This window comes from Streptomyces sp. NPDC019443 (genome assembly GCF_044389785.1).
Lineage (GTDB): Bacteria > Actinomycetota > Actinomycetes > Streptomycetales > Streptomycetaceae > Streptomyces.
Genome location: NZ_JBIRYJ010000009.1, coordinates 243,226 through 259,949 on the forward strand (window position 1 = coordinate 243,226; position 16,724 = coordinate 259,949).

The window sequence follows — 16,724 nt, forward strand, 5'->3', positions numbered from 1 at the left end:
AAGCACTACCCAACGGGCTTCGCGTAGTGGAGATCCACTGTGCCCGAGTAGGCGGGGAGAGTCACCGCCTCACGCTCGCCGACTTTCCAGCCGAGGCCGTACGCCTTCACATACAACTGGTAGTTCTGGATCGCCGGAGAAGCGGCGATCGCGTTCTTGAGCGCGCCCTGGTCACCGACAGCGGTGATCTTGTACGGCGGGGAGTAGACACGGCCCTGCAGGATCAGCGTATTGCCCACACACCGCACGGCGCTGGTGGAGATCAGCCGCTGGTCCATGACCTGGATGCCCTTGGCGCCGCCCTTCCACAGGGCATTGACGACGGCCTGCAGGTCCTGCTGGTGGATGACCAGGTCGTTGGCCTGCGGCTCGGGGTAGCCGGGGGCGGCCTGAGCGTTCGGCGGGGCGTCGTTGAGGGTGACCGTGAGGGCGGGGCCGCTCAGCTTCTTGGTGCCCGCGGCCCACTCCAGGGCGCCGAGCTTCTCGTCCTCGGCCCTGGTGGAGCCGTCGTCGCGCTGGGCGAGGGCGTCAATGTCCCCGCGCAGCGCCGCGGTGGACTCGTTGAGGTCGCCGTTCTTCGCGCTGCGCTGCTGGATGAGGTCGGAGAGCTTCAGCAGCGAGGCGTCCGTACGGATGTTGGTGCCCTTGGCAGTGTTGAAGCTGGTCACGAAGATCAGCCCGGCGAGGGCGAAGACGGCAGCCGTCAACAACCGGACAGTCCCGCCCGCCAGTCGGCCACCACCCTTCATCGGACTTCGCCCACCTTCCTGTCCTTCGAAGCGGTTGACCGGCCCTTGGGGGTGGTCGGCAGAATTGCTCAACGTACCCTTATCTCCTCAGGCGCCGCGGAAGCACTACGCTAACGGACGCCCGGGGGAGGCAGTGGCCCCCCTCGCTCCACCCCCCGGCGCCAGCCACAGTTCCCTGCGCGGTCACGCAGCGCATCGACAGGAGAGTCCCTCGTGCCGAAGTCACGTATCCGCAAGAAGGCCGACTTCACGCCGCCGCCGGCATCGAAGCAGGCGACGAGCATCAAGCTGACCAGCCGTAGCTGGGTGGCACCAGTGATGCTCGCGCTGTTCCTGATCGGTCTTGCCTGGATTGTCCTCTTCTATGTGACCGAGGGCGACCTGCCGATCAAGAGCTTCGGCAACTGGAACATCGTCGCCGGCTTCGGCTTCATCGCCGCCGGCTTCGGCGTCTCCACCCAGTGGAAGTAGCTTTTCCGCAGTCCCGCCGTCAAGCCCTGCCCTGAGGTTATCCACAGCGTTGTCCACAGTGGGGAAAAGGTCAGACGATCTGTGGATAACCCTCGGAGCATTGACGCCGGTGTGACTGCATCGGCCATCTTGGTGAAGCGACCGGCCCCTTGCCCTTACTGGGGAAACCCAGCTCAGCGACAAGGGGCACGCTTGTTCCATACAGCATGCACAAGATCCACCACACGCTGTGGACAACTTTGGGGAAAGGTCTCGCTCAGGTGAGCGAGGCGGTTCTCGCCAGCACGACCACGACGGTCACCAGGAAGACGAGTGCACAGGTCCCGACCTGCACCAGAGTCCGGTGCTCGCGCGGCGCGTAGACGAGGCCGAGGGTGACCAGACCGCCGGCCACCAGGCCGCCGATGTGCCCCTGCCATGAGATGTCCGGCCATGTGAAGGTGAAGAGCAGGCTCAGCGCGAGCAGGGCGACGACCGGCCGCATGTCGAGGTTCGTACGCCGTACGAGCACGGCGAACGCGCCCATGAGGCCGTAGATCGCGCCGGAGGCGCCCAGCGAGGGCTGGTTGGGCGCTGCCAGCAGATAGGCGAGAGCGCTGCCGGCGAGGCCCGAGAGCAGATAGACGGCGAGATAGCGTGTGCGGCCGAGTGCCGGTTCGACGAGCCTGCCCAGGAACCACAGGGTCAGCAGGTTGAACAGGATGTGCGGCACCTGTTGGTGCAGGAACGCCGCGGTGATCAGCCGGTACCACTCGTCGTCCGCCACTCCGACGATTTCGCCGCCGAGCTGTGGACTGCGGGCGAGTCCGATCAGCTCCATCTCGGCGACGAACCGGTCGCCGAGCGCGAGCACCACGCCGTACACCGCGATGTTGACTGCGATGAGGATCTTGGTGACCAGGAAGGGGTCCGCCTCGACGGTGCCGCCCGCGAGCGTCCGCGGCTGGTTGGCGGTGGGGGAATGTCCCGTACCGGATCCGGTACGGACGCACTCCGGGCACTGGAAGCCGACCGAGGCGCTGACCATGCAGTCCGGGCAGATCGGCCGCTCGCAGCGGGTGCAGCTTATGCCCGTCTCGCGGCCCGGATGCCGGTAGCAGCTCGGCAGGCCGTGCGTGCCCTGCGGCTCCTGCGGACTGCCTGGCGCCTGGTCCATGAGGTCCCCACAATCTCTCCGGCTCATCACACCGCCCCGCCCATCCATACGGACGGGCGGGGCGAAAAGGTTCCCTTGGGATCACGCGTGGATCACGACGTGGGATCACACGGGTTCACACGGGATCACACGGGTTCACACCCGGGGATCCGGGAATCAGCCCTCACGGGTCTCGACGACGACCGACTCGATCACGACGTCGTTGACCGGGCGGTCGGTGCGCGGGTTGGTCTGGGTGCCCACGATGGCGTCCACGACCTTCTTCCCGGCCTCGCTCGTGACCTCACCGAAGATGGTGTGCTTGCGGGTCAGCCAGGCGGTGGGCGACACGGTGATGAAGAACTGCGAGCCGTTGGTGCCCGGGCCGGCGTTGGCCATGGCCAGCAGGTACGGCTTGTCGAAAGCCAGGTCAGGGTGGAACTCGTCCTCGAACTCGTACCCCGGGCCTCCTGTGCCGTTGCCCAGCGGGTCGCCGCCCTGAATCATGAAGCCGCTGATCACGCGGTGGAAGACCGTACCGTCGTACAGCTTGTCCGTGGACTTCTTGCCGGTCGCCGGGTGGGTCCATTCACGCTCACCCTTGGCGAGCTCGACAAAGTTCTTGACCGTCTTGGGCGCGTGGTTCGGCAGAAGCCGGATCTCGATGTCGCCTTGGTTGGTCTTCAGGGTGGCGTAAAGCTGCTCGGCCACGATCTGCCTTCCGTAAGTCTTCTCTGACGTTCCCCGATCCTCGCACGGAAGAGCCGCCCGGGGAGAAAGGGCGCCGAGTCGTCGCGCGACCGGCGCGCTGAAGGGCGAACCGTGGCATCGTCGTCCGCAAAGCTCCCTTCATGACCCGGATGCCCGCCCCGCATGCCGAGGCGGCCGTCAACAGGCATGATTTTCAAACGGGTGGAAAGGCGAAACTGTGCCCAACTGGGGATGAACCCCAGCACCCCAGAACGCCACCGAGGAGGAGGATCCCGTGACCCGCATGGACAGCGTGCGCGCCGCGACCGGTACGGCGAAGGAGAGCGTGCTGCACGCCGCGGAAGTGGTGGCGCCCTACGCCGGCACGGCCAAGCACCAAACGGCGCATTATGCACACGAGACTCGCGTACGGCTCGCGCCCAAAGTCTCGAAGGCCGCGAATCAGGCCCGTCATCAGTACGACGCGCGAGTAGCGCCGCATGTGCCGCCCAAGGTCGACAAAGCCGCGCACCGAGCTGCGGTGAAGGCCCGTAAGGCCGCTCGTCAGGCGGCGGATTACACCGTGCCGCGTGTCGAGCACGCGGTGGCCGTCGCTCAGCCCATAGGGGAAGAGGCAGCGGCCCGCTCCACTGCCGCACTGGCCGCTCTGCGCGGGCAGGTGACGTCGAAGGACATTCAGAAGCTGGTGAGGAAGCGCGAACGGCGGTCCAGGGCCGGACGTCTCGCCAAGGGTCTCGCGATCATCGGCGTGCTGGCCGGCGGAGCTTTCGCGGCCTGGAAGTGGTGGGACAAGCAGGCCAACCCCGATTGGCTGGTGGAACCGCCCGCTGCCACGGAGGTCTCCGACCGCGCACCGCTGACGTCCGTAGACGGCACTGGACAGGAAGATCTCGATCCTGAGGTGCAGGCGAAGCAGGCCGAGGCGGAGGCCAGAGACCGCGACGACCGTCGCTGATCGCATACCGCCCCTGTGGCCGGTGGCGTCGGGAGGAGTGTGAGTTCCCGGCGCCTCATGCGGCGGCGAGGGCCAGATCCGCGCCGGGGGCGAAGGCGGTGCTCAGCGCACTGTAGGCGCTGTAGGCGCCGTAGGCGTCGACCACGGGCCGGTGTCTGGTGGCGGGTGAGGAGCCATGGGCCTCGGCGCGGATGCGCTGCTTGATGGTGGGTGGCAGTGACCTGCCGCGCGCGATGGGGCTCCATCGTGTAGTGGGGGCCACTGTCGCCCGGACACCCTGCGGACGCGTCTGCTTCGGCAGGTCCACTCGGCCCGGCATCCGCACGGCCGGCTGCTGAGCGGCGTTTGCGGCGGTGGTCAGACCCACCGACGCAAGCAGCGCAAAGAGCGCGGTGATGAACGCGGCCCACAGATTCTTGACCTTGAAGGCGGCCATGACCCCTCGCTTTCGGGTTGAGCGATCTACATACCTTCCTCATGATGTGTACGCATCTTGGGAAGTGGGGGACCTACGCCGCCGCCGTGCAGTTCTTCGGATGAACACCACCCGTACGGTCCAGTGGCGGCCGTCGCCCGCAGCGGCAAGGACGAGCGGGGGCGGCACACAGCGGTGCAATGACCCGCAGAAGATCGGCGAGGACAACTTCGACTGCAGGCTCCAGAGAGTCCTCGACAGCCTGGAGGCCCGGCCCGGCCCTGCGTACGGGCGGCCAGGCGCGCGGCGACCGGTGAGCCGTGCCCATCGTAAGAGAAAAGACCCCCTCCAACCGCGTTTCCACAGGTCAAAGGGGGTCTTGAAGCGTGGAGCCTAGGGGAGTCGAACCCCTGACATCTGCCATGCAAAGACAGCGCTCTACCAACTGAGCTAAGGCCCCGGAAAGGTGGATACGACCGAGCAGAGACGTGCCTCGGCCACCGCCGCAGACCAGAGTACCGGGTGACCCCCGTGATCCTGCAAAAGGATTAGGGCTCCCGGTCGGCGACCACGCTCCGTAAGATGCTCGGCGTGGTTCGCAGCAGCGAAGCCCGCTTGGGGAAGCGATGGGGAGACGCGATGGACGCCGCACAACAGGAAACGACCGCAAGAGCCAGAGAACTGCAGCGCAGCTGGTACGGAGAGCCACTGGGGGCGCTCTTCCGTCGGCTCATCGATGATCTGGGTCTGAACCAGGCTCGCCTCGCGGCGGTGCTCGGGCTGTCGGCGCCGATGCTCTCCCAGCTGATGAGTGGCCAGCGGGCCAAGATCGGCAACCCTGCGGTGGTCCAACGGGTGCAGGCGCTGCAGGAGTTGTCGAGTCAGGTCGCCGACGGCAGCGTCAGCGCGGTCGAGGCCACCGACCGGATGGAAGAGATCAAGAAGTCGCAGGGCGGCTCCGTGCTGACCGGCACCAGCCAGAGCACGAGCAGCTCCGGCGCGCCGACTGTGCGCCGCGTCGTACGCGAGATCCAGTCGCTGTTGCGCTCCGTCTCGGCGGCGGGCGACATCATCGATGCGGCGGACTCCCTCGCCCCGAGCCACCCCGAACTGGCAGAGTTCCTCCGGGTGTACGGCGCCGGGCGCACGGCGGACGCAGTCGCCCACTACGAGTCGCACCAAAGCTGATCGAGGCAGGACGCCTCACAAGGGAACGGGGAGCGGGCGCAGCGCGATGGGTGAGGTCTTCGCTGGTCGGTATGAACTGATCGACCCGATCGGGCGCGGCGGTGTCGGTGCGGTCTGGCGCGCCTGGGACCACCGGCGCCGTCGCTATGTGGCGGCCAAGGTGCTGCAGCAGAGCGATGCGCACACACTGTTGCGCTTCGTCCGCGAGCAGGCTCTGCGGATCGATCATCCCCATGTCCTCGCCCCGGCCAGCTGGGCCGCGGACGACGACAAGGTGCTGTTCACCATGGATCTGGTGAGCGGCGGGTCGCTGGCGCATGTGATCGGCGACTACGGCCCGCTGCCGCCCCGTTTCGTGTGCACCCTGCTCGATCAGCTGCTGTCCGGTCTGGCCGCGGTGCACGCGGAGGGGGTCGTGCACCGCGACATCAAGCCGGCGAACATCCTGCTGGAGGCCACCGGGACCGGACGGCCGCACCTGCGGCTGTCCGACTTCGGGATCTCGATGCGCAAGGGTGAGCCGCGGCTGACCGAGACCAACTATGTGGTGGGCACGCCCGGTTACTTCGCGCCCGAGCAGATGATGGGCGCGGAGCCGGACTTCACCGCGGATCTCTTCGCGGTCGGCCTGGTCGCGCTCTATCTGCTCCAGGGCCAAAAGCCCGACTCCCGGGCTCTGGTCGAGCACTTCGCCAGCCACGGCACTCCCGGCGCCCCCCAGGGCATGCCGGAACCGCTGTGGCAGGTGCTGGCCGGTCTGCTGCAGCCCGACCCGCAGGCCCGGTTCCGTACTGCCACGGGTGCGCGCAAAGCGCTCACGGCGGCTGTCGAGATGCTGCCGGAGGCCGGCGCCGGCGACGAGCCGGTCGAGGTCTTCGACCAGATCGGGCCGCTCCCCGCGGGGTTCGGCCCCACCGGTCCCGTAACCGACCCCCAGGCAGGCCAGCAGGCAGGTCAGCAGGGAGCGCAGGCTCCCGTGCAGCAGCCGCTCCCCCCGTCGGAGACCGGCAGTTTCCATCTGGCCCCGCCGCCCCAGCAGCCGCCCGTACAGCAGCACAACACACAACTGCCGTACGCGGCGCAGCCGTCCACGCCTCCCCCCATGCCTGCGGCCGCGGAGCCAACGCCGACCCCCACTCCGATCCCCGCCCCCACACCCGTACCAGCGCACAGCGCCTCACCCCCTTACGCCCCAGTGCCCGAGCAGCCAGCGCAGTCGCAGACCGCTCCGACCGCCCCGGTGCAGTACGAACAAGCTCTTACTCGTGCTTACACCGCTCAGAGACCGCAGGTTCCGCTCCCGCACGCACCGATTCCGACGGCGGCCACAAAGCGACCGGGACCGCCCCCGAAGGTTGCGGTCCCGGTGCTGCTCGTTGCTCTGCTCTGTTTCGCGGTCGGCATCTGGGCGCTGACCCAGTCCTGAGCCGCCAGTCCTGAACTACCAGGAGGGCGGCGGCCCGTACTGCCCCGGCCCGGGCGCCTGCCCCGGCCCGGGCGCCTGCCGCGGCGCTGGCGCCTGCCCGGGCACCTGTCCCTGACCAACAGGACCCGGCGTCGGCGCCGCCCCCAGCCCCGCGGTCGCCGTCGCCGTCCGCCGCCGTGCCAGCAGCGTCCACACCCCGAGTCCGAGCACCAGCACGATCCCGGCGCCGATCCCCGCGGCGGCGACCAGCTGCATCGTGTCGCTCTTCGCCGCCTCCGGCGCGCTCTTCCCGCTGTCCGCGGCCTCCTGGTCGTCCTTGGTGACCTCGAAGTCCCCCGCGGGCCCCGCGTACGCCGGAGCGCTCTCCGCCTCGCCCTCGACGTTCACCCGCAGGGTCAGCGGGATCGCCGTCTCGCCGAACTCCTCGCCGACTTCCGGGTTGAGCGTGACCGAGAGGTAGTACCAGCCGGCGAACCGCATGGCGCTGGTGGAGGGGTCGGAGTCGTAGCGGTTCTCGTACGCCACCGGCGGCACCGGATCCATCGCCAGCGACTTCTGCTTACCGTCGTAGTACACGCTCGACGCGTCCTGCACGATCCCGCGGGCCGGGTTGTGCAGAGCCAGCACGAGGGCGTTGCCGACGCCCTGCGCGCTGTCGTCCGCCGCGCTGGTGCCGAGGTCGGCGCTGGCGAAGATCTGCTGTCCCCAGTCCACCGGCACCCGGTAGAAGAGCGTCTGGCCGGGCGTGATCTTGTCCTGCCACTCGCCCTGCGTGAGGCCGGTGGCGTCGGTAAAGCTCGTGCCGCCGTGCCGCTTCTCCGGGCCGCCGCCGGGCGCGGCGGGCGATGCGGACGGCCAGCTCTCGGGCGGTGCCGTCGGGCCGGCGGACTTCAGACCCGGCTCCGAGGCGAAACGGATCTCCACGTCCCATGGCTCGGGCGTCGACGTGCCCTCACTGGAACGCTCCAGAAGCACGTAGTACGCGCCCGCCTCCTGGCAGCTGCTGCTGTCCTTGTCGATCGTCCGGTCCGCGTACGCGGCGACCGGCCTGACGTACGTGGCGGAGCCGAACTGGGCGTCGTCGTCACCGCACTTGGTGCCGGATCGGTCCTCGATACTCACCGTCAGCTTGTCCGCGTACCCGACCTTGGTGGCCAGCTTGGGGACGGCTACCGCCGAGACGTACGCATTGGTCTTGGCGTCCAGGTCGACACGGTAGTAGCGCTTCTCGCCGGGCCTGATCGTGTCCTTGTAGGTCGATCCGGCCGTCAGGGGCGGCCCATCGCTGTTGACCGCCGAGCCCCGCACCGCCTTGGCCTCGCTGTCGAAGGCGTACGGATTGGGCTCGCCGACCGCCCACGCCTGCCCGGGCAGCGCCGCCACCGCGCACATCGCCGCCATGCCGGCCAGCGCCACCCGGCCCCTGCCGCGCTGCCTCTTCACGCGCTTCTCCTTGGTGTGGTCGTGTCCGTGGCGGTGCCCGTCGCCGGCTTGCGCCGTACCAGTACGAGCACCAGGCCCGCGATCAGGATGACCGCCCCGCCTGCTGCTGCGGCGATCGCGGTGCCGGTCCATCCTGCCCCGCCAGTCGCATCGCTGTCTGCGCGGGCAGCCGAATCACCCTTCTTGTCCGCCTTGTTCGCGAGGGCTGGCGCGTTGTGCTGCGGCCCGGCCAGCTCGTCGCCCATCACCGCCACCCGCAGCACCACACCGATCTGCGGGTTCTCGGCGATCTCGGCAGCCTTCGCGCCGAGCGTGACGGCGATGTAGAAACCGCCCTTGGTGTGCACCGGGACGACATTGGGGTGGGACTCGTGGCGGTTGGTCCAGGCGACCGGCACGGTGCCCATCTCCAGCGCCATGGGCCGGCCGTTGTAGATGGCCTGCGGGCCGAACTCCCCGGTGCCGCCGCCGACCGGCGCCCGCCCCGGCGTGAAGACCTGCGTCGCTCCGTAGGACCACACCGACGAAGAGCCGTCCACAGTGGGCTCGTTGGCGAACTCCACGTCGTACCGCAGCTGCTGCCCCCAGCCGACCGGAACCTTGTACCAGAGCGTCTGCGACGGCAGCACCTTGTCCCGCCACACCCCCTGCCCGATCTCCTTGGCGTCGTTGAAGCCGGTGCCGCCCGTCACATCGCGCGGGTCCCCGGTCGGCAGCAGGGCGTCCTTGTCGCCCTTCCCGTACTCAGGCTGCGACTGAGCCGGCGTCACATCCTCGGGCAGCGGCTGCTCGACGCCGTACGTCAGCTCCAGCGGCCAGCGCGCGGCGTCCGAGTTCTTCTTGCTCTCCCGCTCGACGACCAGCCAGTACCGGCCCGCCTTGTCGCAGCCCCTTGTGCCCTTCTCGCTCGGAATCCTGGCTACGGCCGAGGTCAGAGGGGTCGCTCCCTCCTTCTGGAAGAAGTGCTCGGTGCTGGTGGCGCAGGCACTGTCAGTGCCGTACGCAATCCTGGTGCGCAGGACGTCGAAGGTGTCGACCGCCGCCCCGGGCTGCGGCACCGCCGTCGCGGAAAACTCCACAGTGGATTCGGCATCCAGGTCGACCGCGTAGTACCGCCTCTCGCCGGGTCCTATCGTGTCCAGATACTGCCCCGGTACGAGAGAGGGCGCCGCGTCCCGGCGCAGCGCGCCCTCGACCCGCTTGCCACGGAAGCGGTATCCGTCGGCCGACAGCTGGGCGGAGCGCTGAAGCTGGCGGGCGAGCGCCTTGGCGTCGGGTGCGTCGTAGTAGCGCCCGTTGCCCGCCTTCGCGATGCACTCCAGCTGCTGCCGCGCCGCGCCCCGCACCTGGAATCCGACCGTGTCGACGCGCAGCCCGACTCCGTCCCTGGAGAGCTGCTCGGCGACCTCACAGGGCGGCGGAGAGCCGCAGTTGTCGTCACCGTCGGAGATGAGCAGGATCGTACGGGTCCCGATCGCGCCGTCGGCGGGTTTCGGGAGGTCCTCGGCGGCCTTCTGCAGCGAGAGCCCGATGGGGGTGTCGCCCTTGGGCCGCAGTGCCCCCACGGCCTGCTTCATGCCCGCACGGTCGAGCGGCTCGACAGGCCGGACCAGCCGGGTGTCTGTGCAGCCCTTGGGCCGATCGGCGCCGTAGACCCGCAGACCGGTGGGAAAGCCGTCGGGGAGGGCGTCGACCACGGTCCCGACGGCCGCGCGGGCGGAGGCCATCCGGGTCTGCCCGCTGCCGTCGTCGTCGGCCATGGAGCCGGAGGAGTCGAGCACCATCACCAGGCCGCTTTTGCCGTCCGGCGCTTCAGTCTGCCGCGCTTGCCCCGCCCGACTCGCCTCCCCCGCCTGCCCGTTCCGCCCCGCTTGCCCGACCTGCGCAGCCGCACTCGCCGCCGGCAGCGGGCCCGCAGCCAGGGCGAGCAGCGCCGCGCCGATCATTGCCACCGTCGTACGGCGGCCCAGTCGTGCCTTCACCCGTGTTCCCCTCCCCAGCCCCCGAAGTTTGCTCTTGCAATCTAATGATTTGCTTCGGTGAATTCAAGAGCAAGATTGTCACGGTCACGCCACAGCGGGGGAGGTTGTGTGCAGCGGGCAGGCTGCGGGCAGCAGGAAGCCCCGGCCGCTTCAGCGACCGGGGCTTCGTACCAAGACTGCTGCGTCTCACACACCCGAACCTGCGGGTACGGAGTCGGTCGCCTCCGTCCACAGATCCTGCTCGGCGCGATCCGCCTGGATCTGGCGGTACACGAGGAGCCCGCCGATGGCGGCCAGTGCGACCAGGAGAAGCTTCTTCACCGCGCGACCTCGTCTTTCCTTGACGTATGAGGACTTCTGGCGCCCGACTATACACACCGACCGATACCGATCGGTGACCTACGTACGACGTGCGAGGGACCGCCGAACGCCCCAACTCGAGCCCCGGACAAAGCGATCGGCCCGGACGGAGAAGCTCCGTCCGGGCCGAATCACAACTGTGGGGCTAACAGGATTTGAACCTGTGGCCTCATCCTTATCAGGGATGCGCTCTAACCAACTGAGCTATAGCCCCGCCGCGCTGCGCGCTGACCTCTGAAGATTAGCGCACGTCCGGGGCAGTACCAAAATTGCTTACTCGTCCTCCGCCAGGGTCAGCTCCACGCCACCGACGAAACCCGCGGACAGGTTGTAGATGAACGCGCCGAGCGTCGCGAGAGCCGTGGCCAGCACCACATCGATCACCGCGATGACCGAGGTGAAGATGAGCACCCGCGGCAGCGAAAGGAACGACTGAAGGTCGAAACCATTGCTCTCGTTGGAGCCGGTGGCCTCGCTGATCGTCCCGCCGACCGTGGAGAAAACGCCCATCGCGTCCATGACCATCCACAGCACCGCGGCCGCGATCACCGTGCAGATGCCCAGCGCGATGGAGAGCAGGAAGCTGACCTTCATCACCGACCACGGGTCGGCCTTGGCCACCCGCAGCCTCGCCTTGCGGGTGCGCGGCGTCGTACGCGCCCCGGTCCGCGGCCGGCGCACAGCGCCACCCGCCTGCGGCACGCCGCCACCGCCCTGGGGCGAGGGATACGCCTGCGGCGGGTGGTACGGCTGCCCGGCCTGCTGCGGCGCCGGCTGCTCGCCGCCAAATCTCTCGTACGGGGGTGTGTGCCCCCGGGTGTCCGTCACCGTAACCCCTTGGGAGTCCGCGGCAGGGCCACGAGCACCGTTCGCTCCGGAATCGGCCGATCCGGCGCCCGTGGCTCCACTCACGCTTTACTCCTCGTGCTCCCCGGTCGAAGGCTCCGTGCCCTCGACCACCGCCTCGACCGCCTCACCGTCGGCCTCTTCGGTCCCGTCGACCTCTTCGGCCTCGCGACCCGCCTCGGCGTTACGCGCGATACCGACCACGGCGTCGCGCTTGCCCAGGTTGATCAGTTGGACGCCCATGGTGTCACGGCCCGTCTCCCTGACTTCGTTGACTCGCGTACGAATCACACCGCCCCCGAGGGTGATGGCGAGGATCTCATCCGTCTCCTCGACCACCAGCGCACCCACGAGCGAACCACGGTCCTCCACAATCTTGGCGGCCTTGATGCCGAGGCCGCCGCGACCCTGGACGCGATAGTCGTCGACGGCGGTCCGCTTCGCGTACCCACCATCGGTGGCAGTGAACACGAACGTACCGGGCCGGACGACATTCATCGAGAGCAGTTCGTCGCCCTCACGGAAACTCATGCCCTTCACACCCGACGTCGCACGCCCCATCGGACGCAGCGCGTCGTCGGTCGCGGTGAACCGGATCGACTGCGCCTTCTTGCTGATGAGAAGCAGATCGTCCTCGGCCGACACCAGCTCGGCGCCGATCAGCTCGTCGTCGCTGCCGTCCTCCGTCTCACGGAGATTGATCGCGATGACGCCACCCGAGCGGGGCGAGTCGTAATCCTTCAGAGACGTCTTCTTCACCAGACCGCCCTTGGTGGCGAGCACCAGGTAAGGCGCGGCGTTGTAGTCGCGGATCGCCAGGATCTCGGCGATCTGCTCGTCCGGCTGGAAAGCCAGCAGGTTGGCGACATGCTGACCGCGCGCGTCGCGGCCGGCGTCGGGGAGTTCGTACGCCTTGGCGCGGTAGACACGGCCCTTGTTGGTGAAGAACAGCAGCCAGTGGTGCGTCGTTGAGACGAAGAAGTGGTCGACGATGTCGTCTTCCTTCAGCTTCGTGCCGCGTACGCCCTTGCCGCCGCGTTTCTGCGAGCGGTAGTCGTCCGTCTTCGTGCGCTTCACATAGCCGCCGCGCGTGATGGTGACGACGATGTCCTCCTCGGCGATCAGGTCCTCCATGGACATGTCGCCGTCGAAGGGCACCAGCTTGGAGCGCCGGTCGTCGCCGAACTTCTCGACGATGACGGCCAGTTCCTCGCTGACGATCCGACGCTGCTTCTCGGGCGAGGCCAGGATCGCGTTGTACTCGTTGATCTTCGCCTGCAGTTCGTCGTGCTCGGCGACGATCTTCTGGCGCTCCAGGGCGGCCAGTCTGCGCAGCTGCATCTCGAGGATGGCGTTGGCCTGGATCTCGTCGATCGTGAGCAGGCCCATCAGGCCCTCGCGCGCGACCTCGACCGTGTCACTGCGCCGGATCAGCGCGATGACCTCGTCGATCGCGTCCAGCGCCTTGAGCAGACCGCGCAGGATGTGCGCCCGCTCCTCCGCCTTGCGCAGGCGGAACTTCGTACGCCGGACGATGACCTCGATCTGGTGGTGCACCCAGTGGCGGATGAAGGCGTCCAGCGACAGCGTGCGCGGCACGCCGTCGACCAGCGCCAGCATGTTCGCGCCGAAGTTCGTCTGCAGGTCGGTGTGCTTGTAGAGGTTGTTCAGCACGACCTTGGCGACCGCGTCGCGCTTGAGCACGATGACCAGGCGCTGGCCCGTACGGGAAGAGGTCTCGTCGCGGACATCCGCGATGCCGCCGATCTTGCCGTCCTTCACCAGGTCGGCGATCTTCTGCGCGAGGTTGTCCGGGTTGGTCTGGTACGGAAGCTCGGTGACCACCAGGCACTGCCGGCCCTGGATCTCCTCGACCTCGACGACCGCGCGCATCGTGATGGAGCCGCGGCCGGTGCGGTACGCCTCCTCGATGCCCTTGCGGCCCACGACCAGCGCACCGGACGGGAAGTCCGGGCCCTTGATCCGCTCGATGAGCGCGTCGAGCAGCTCCTCGTGGGTGGCCTCGGGGTGCTCCAGTGCCCACTGTGCGCCGGCCGCGACCTCGCGCAGATTGTGCGGCGGGATGTTGGTGGCCATGCCGACCGCGATCCCCGCCGAGCCGTTGACCAGCAGGTTCGGGAAGCGCGCCGGCAGGACCGTCGGCTCCTGGTTACGGCCGTCGTAGTTGTCCTGGAAGTCGACGGTCTCCTCGTCGATGTCCCGGAGCATCTCCATCGACTGCGGCATCAGCTTGCACTCGGTGTACCGCATGGCGGCGGCCGGGTCGTTGCCCGGGGAACCGAAGTTTCCGTTGGAGTCCACCAGCGGCATGCGCATCGACCACGGCTGGGCGAGACGTACGAGCGCGTCGTAGATCGAGGAGTCGCCGTGCGGGTGGTACGTACCCATGACGTCACCGACGACGCGGGCGCACTTGTAGAAGCCCTTCTCGGGCCGGTAGCCACCGTCGTACATCGCGTACAGCACGCGTCGGTGGACCGGCTTGAGGCCGTCCCGTACGTCGGGCAGCGCACGCGAGACGATGACGGACATCGCGTAGTCGAGATACGAGCGCTGCATCTCGGTCTCGAGCCCGACAGGCTCGATCCGCAGCGTCGGCTCTTCTTCTTCAGTTGTGGCGGGAGTGTTCTCGTCGGCCATTGCTGGTCAAAATCCTTTCGAAGCGGTCAGCGACAGACCGACTCAGATGTCGAGGAAGCGGACGTCCTTGGCATTGCGCTGAATGAACGAGCGCCGCGCCTCGACGTCCTCGCCCATCAGCACCGAGAACAGGTCGTCGGCCTGCGCCGCGTCGTCGAGCGTGACCTGGCCGAGCACGCGGTGGTCCACGTCCATCGTGGTGATGCGCAGCTCCTCGGCGTTCATCTCGCCGAGACCCTTGAAGCGCTGGATCGAGTCTTCCTTGATCCGCTTGCCGTTCTGCTTGCCGAGCTCGACGAGCGCGTCGCGCTCACGGTCCGAGTACGCGTACTCGAAGTCGTCCCGACCCCACTTGATCTTGTAGAGCGGCGGGCGCGAGAGATAGACGTGCCCGGCCTCGACCAGCGGCCGCATGAAGCGGAACAGGAAGGTCAGCAGCAGCGTGTTGATGTGCTGGCCGTCGACGTCGGCGTCCGCCATCAGGATGATCTTGTGATAGCGGAGCTTCTCGATGTCGAAGTCCTCGTGGACTCCGGTGCCGAAGGCCGAGATCAGCGCCTGGACCTCGGTGTTCTGCAGGATCTTGTCGATCCGGGCCTTCTCGACGTTCAGGATCTTGCCTCGGATGGGCAGGATCGCCTGGTACATCGGGTTACGGCCGGACTTCGCCGAGCCGCCGGCGGAGTCACCCTCGACGATGAAGATCTCGCACTTCGTCGGGTCGTTGGACTGGCAGTCGCTCAGCTTGCCCGGCAGCGAAGCCGACTCCAGCAGGCCCTTGCGACGGGTCAGGTCGCGGGCCTTACGGGCCGCTACGCGCGCCGTCTGCGCCTGGATGGACTTGCGGATGATGTCCGCGGCCTCGTTGGGATTGCGGTCGAACCAGTCGGTGAAGTGCTCGTGCACGACCTTCTGGACGAAGGTCTTCGCCTCCGTGTTGCCCAGCTTGGTCTTGGTCTGGCCCTCGAACTGCGGCTCGCCCAGCTTGACCGAGATAATCGCGGTCAGACCCTCGCGGATGTCCTCGCCGGAGAGGTTGTCGTCCTTCTCGCGCAGCAGCTTCTTGTCGCGCGCGTAACGGTTGACCAGGCCCGTGAGCGCGGCCCGGAAGCCCTCTTCGTGCGTACCGCCCTCATGGGTGTGGATCGTGTTCGCGAAGGAGTACACACCCTCGGTGTACTGGGAGTTCCACTGCATGGCGATCTCGACAGAGAGCATCCGCTCCTTGTCCTCTGCCTCGATGTCGATGACAGTCGGGTGGATCAGATCGCCCTTGCGGGAGTTCAGGTACTTCACGAAGTCGACGATGCCGCCCTCGTAGTAGTACGTGACCGTCCTGGCGGGCGGCTCCTCGTCCGGCTCCTCGGGGGCGTCCGCGCCCGCGGTGGCCTTGGCCGACTCTCGCTCGTCGGTCAGCGTCAGGGACAGGCCCTTGTTGAGAAAGGCCATCTCCTGGAAACGGCGGGAGAGCGTCTCGAAGGAGTACTCGGTCGTCTCGAAGACGTCGCCGTCGGCCCAGAACGTGACCGTGGTGCCGGTCTCGTCGGTGGGCTCGTTCCGCTGGAGGGGGGCGGTGGGGACGCCGAGCTTGTAGTCCTGCGTCCAGCGGTAGCCGTCGCGCTTGACCTCGACGGAGAGCTTGGACGACAGGGCGTTGACGACCGATACGCCGACGCCGTGCAGACCGCCGGAGACGGCGTAGCCGCCGCCGCCGAACTTGCCGCCGGCGTGGAGAACGGTCAGCACGACCTCGACGGCCGGCTTGCCCTCGGACGGGACAATGTCCACCGGGATACCGCGGCCGTTGTCGACCACGCGTACGCCACCGTCGGCAAGGATCGTGACGTCGATGTTGTCCGCGTGCCCGGCGAGAGCCTCGTCGACGGAGTTGTCGACGACCTCTTGCACAAGGTGGTGAAGTCCACGCTCACCGGTCGAGCCGATGTACATACCGGGGCGCTTGCGGACCGCGTCCAGACCCTCGAGGACTGTGATCGCGCTGGCGTCGTACGAGGCGGATACCTCGCCGTTTCCACCGGCAGGAGTGGACGGAATGTTCTCGTTGGGGTTGCCGGAATCGGCCACGAAGCGCCCTTTCTGGCACAGCACAAGCCGTTCTCCGGGCAGGCGGGAGCGGCTGCGTCGTTCGACATGTTCCGCGAGTGGGCGGGATTGTCCACCAGTCTACCGGTACCGCCGACACGAATGGGGGTTTGCCGGTGGCTGAGTCCGCATGTGCCGCCCTGAACCGTGATGGTCCGACTCCCCATATCCAGGAAGGGGCTCCAGGAGGCTCACACGGGCGTTGAGCGCTTCGGCCTGTCAACCACTCGCTACGGTCTGACTATGTTCTGGCTGTGGTGAGAGACGCGTCACACAACT

General features: G+C 67.8%; 14 protein-coding genes and 2 tRNA genes. 4 read left to right on the forward strand and 12 right to left on the reverse strand.

What is annotated here, in order from left to right; all coding sequences use genetic code 11:
- Positions 1-5: 5 nt before the first annotated feature.
- Positions 6-821, reverse strand: coding sequence for a DUF881 domain-containing protein (locus ACH492_RS26855; protein WP_398990241.1), 816 nt, complete (start codon positions 819-821; stop codon positions 6-8).
- Between the two features lie 141 nt (positions 822-962).
- On the opposite strand from ACH492_RS26855, the gene crgA reads away from it, so the two are divergent.
- Positions 963-1,220 (forward strand): cell division protein CrgA, encoded by a 258-nt coding sequence (gene crgA, locus ACH492_RS26860; RefSeq protein ID WP_142214706.1) that lies wholly within the window; start codon positions 963-965, stop codon positions 1,218-1,220.
- Positions 1,221-1,476: 256 nt separating this feature from the next.
- On the opposite strand, the gene ACH492_RS26865 is transcribed toward crgA, so the two are convergent.
- Positions 1,477-2,376 (reverse strand): rhomboid family intramembrane serine protease, encoded by a 900-nt coding sequence (locus tag ACH492_RS26865; RefSeq protein ID WP_398990242.1) that lies wholly within the window; start codon positions 2,374-2,376, stop codon positions 1,477-1,479.
- A gap of 156 nt (positions 2,377-2,532) precedes the next feature.
- Positions 2,533-3,066: a peptidylprolyl isomerase gene (locus ACH492_RS26870; protein WP_398990243.1), complete on the reverse strand. Its 534-nt coding sequence runs from the start codon at positions 3,064-3,066 to the stop codon at positions 2,533-2,535.
- Positions 3,067-3,340: 274 nt separating this feature from the next.
- On the opposite strand from ACH492_RS26870, the gene ACH492_RS26875 reads away from it, so the two are divergent.
- Positions 3,341-4,021, forward strand: coding sequence for a DUF5324 family protein (locus ACH492_RS26875; protein WP_398990244.1), 681 nt, complete (start codon positions 3,341-3,343; stop codon positions 4,019-4,021).
- Between the two features lie 55 nt (positions 4,022-4,076).
- Here ACH492_RS26875 and ACH492_RS26880 read toward each other — a convergent pair whose 3' ends face one another.
- Both ACH492_RS26880 and ACH492_RS26885 read right to left on the reverse strand, forming a co-directional pair.
- On the reverse strand, positions 4,077-4,457 hold the full coding sequence (locus tag ACH492_RS26880) for a DUF6344 domain-containing protein (protein ID WP_398990245.1): 381 nt from the start codon (positions 4,455-4,457) through the stop codon (positions 4,077-4,079).
- A gap of 366 nt (positions 4,458-4,823) precedes the next feature.
- A tRNA-Ala gene (locus ACH492_RS26885) sits at positions 4,824-4,896 on the reverse strand.
- Between the two features lie 179 nt (positions 4,897-5,075).
- On the opposite strand from ACH492_RS26885, the gene ACH492_RS26890 reads away from it, so the two are divergent.
- Both ACH492_RS26890 and ACH492_RS26895 read left to right on the forward strand, forming a co-directional pair.
- Positions 5,076-5,624, forward strand: coding sequence for a DNA-binding protein (locus ACH492_RS26890; protein WP_356223380.1), 549 nt, complete (start codon positions 5,076-5,078; stop codon positions 5,622-5,624).
- Positions 5,625-5,670: 46 nt separating this feature from the next.
- The gene (locus tag ACH492_RS26895; RefSeq protein WP_398990246.1) at positions 5,671-7,050 is read left to right on the forward strand and encodes a serine/threonine-protein kinase; all 1,380 of its coding nucleotides are present in this window, start codon (positions 5,671-5,673) and stop codon (positions 7,048-7,050) included.
- A 15-nt stretch (positions 7,051-7,065) separates the two neighbouring features.
- Here ACH492_RS26895 and ACH492_RS26900 read toward each other — a convergent pair whose 3' ends face one another.
- From ACH492_RS26900 to gyrB, 7 genes are all read right to left on the reverse strand, one after another.
- Positions 7,066-8,493 (reverse strand): hypothetical protein, encoded by a 1,428-nt coding sequence (locus ACH492_RS26900; RefSeq protein WP_398990247.1) that lies wholly within the window; start codon positions 8,491-8,493, stop codon positions 7,066-7,068.
- Entirely contained in the window at positions 8,490-10,439 is a 1,950-nt protein-coding gene (locus tag ACH492_RS26905) for a VWA domain-containing protein (RefSeq protein WP_398990303.1), read from the reverse strand. The genes ACH492_RS26900 and ACH492_RS26905 overlap by 4 nt, the downstream gene beginning before the upstream one ends.
- Before the next feature lie 222 nt (positions 10,440-10,661).
- The gene (locus ACH492_RS26910) at positions 10,662-10,796 is read right to left on the reverse strand and encodes a DLW-39 family protein (RefSeq protein ID WP_003958712.1); all 135 of its coding nucleotides are present in this window, start codon (positions 10,794-10,796) and stop codon (positions 10,662-10,664) included.
- A 179-nt stretch (positions 10,797-10,975) separates the two neighbouring features.
- A tRNA-Ile gene (locus ACH492_RS26915) sits at positions 10,976-11,049 on the reverse strand.
- A 59-nt stretch (positions 11,050-11,108) separates the two neighbouring features.
- Complete coding sequence (locus ACH492_RS26920) at positions 11,109-11,663, reverse strand: DUF3566 domain-containing protein (RefSeq protein WP_398990248.1); 555 nt, start codon at positions 11,661-11,663, stop codon at positions 11,109-11,111.
- A gap of 87 nt (positions 11,664-11,750) precedes the next feature.
- Positions 11,751-14,342: a DNA gyrase subunit A gene (gene gyrA / locus ACH492_RS26925; protein WP_398990249.1), complete on the reverse strand. Its 2,592-nt coding sequence runs from the start codon at positions 14,340-14,342 to the stop codon at positions 11,751-11,753.
- Positions 14,343-14,384: 42 nt separating this feature from the next.
- The gene (gene gyrB, locus ACH492_RS26930) at positions 14,385-16,451 is read right to left on the reverse strand and encodes a DNA topoisomerase (ATP-hydrolyzing) subunit B (protein ID WP_398990250.1); all 2,067 of its coding nucleotides are present in this window, start codon (positions 16,449-16,451) and stop codon (positions 14,385-14,387) included.
- Between the last annotated feature and the right edge of the window lie 273 nt (positions 16,452-16,724).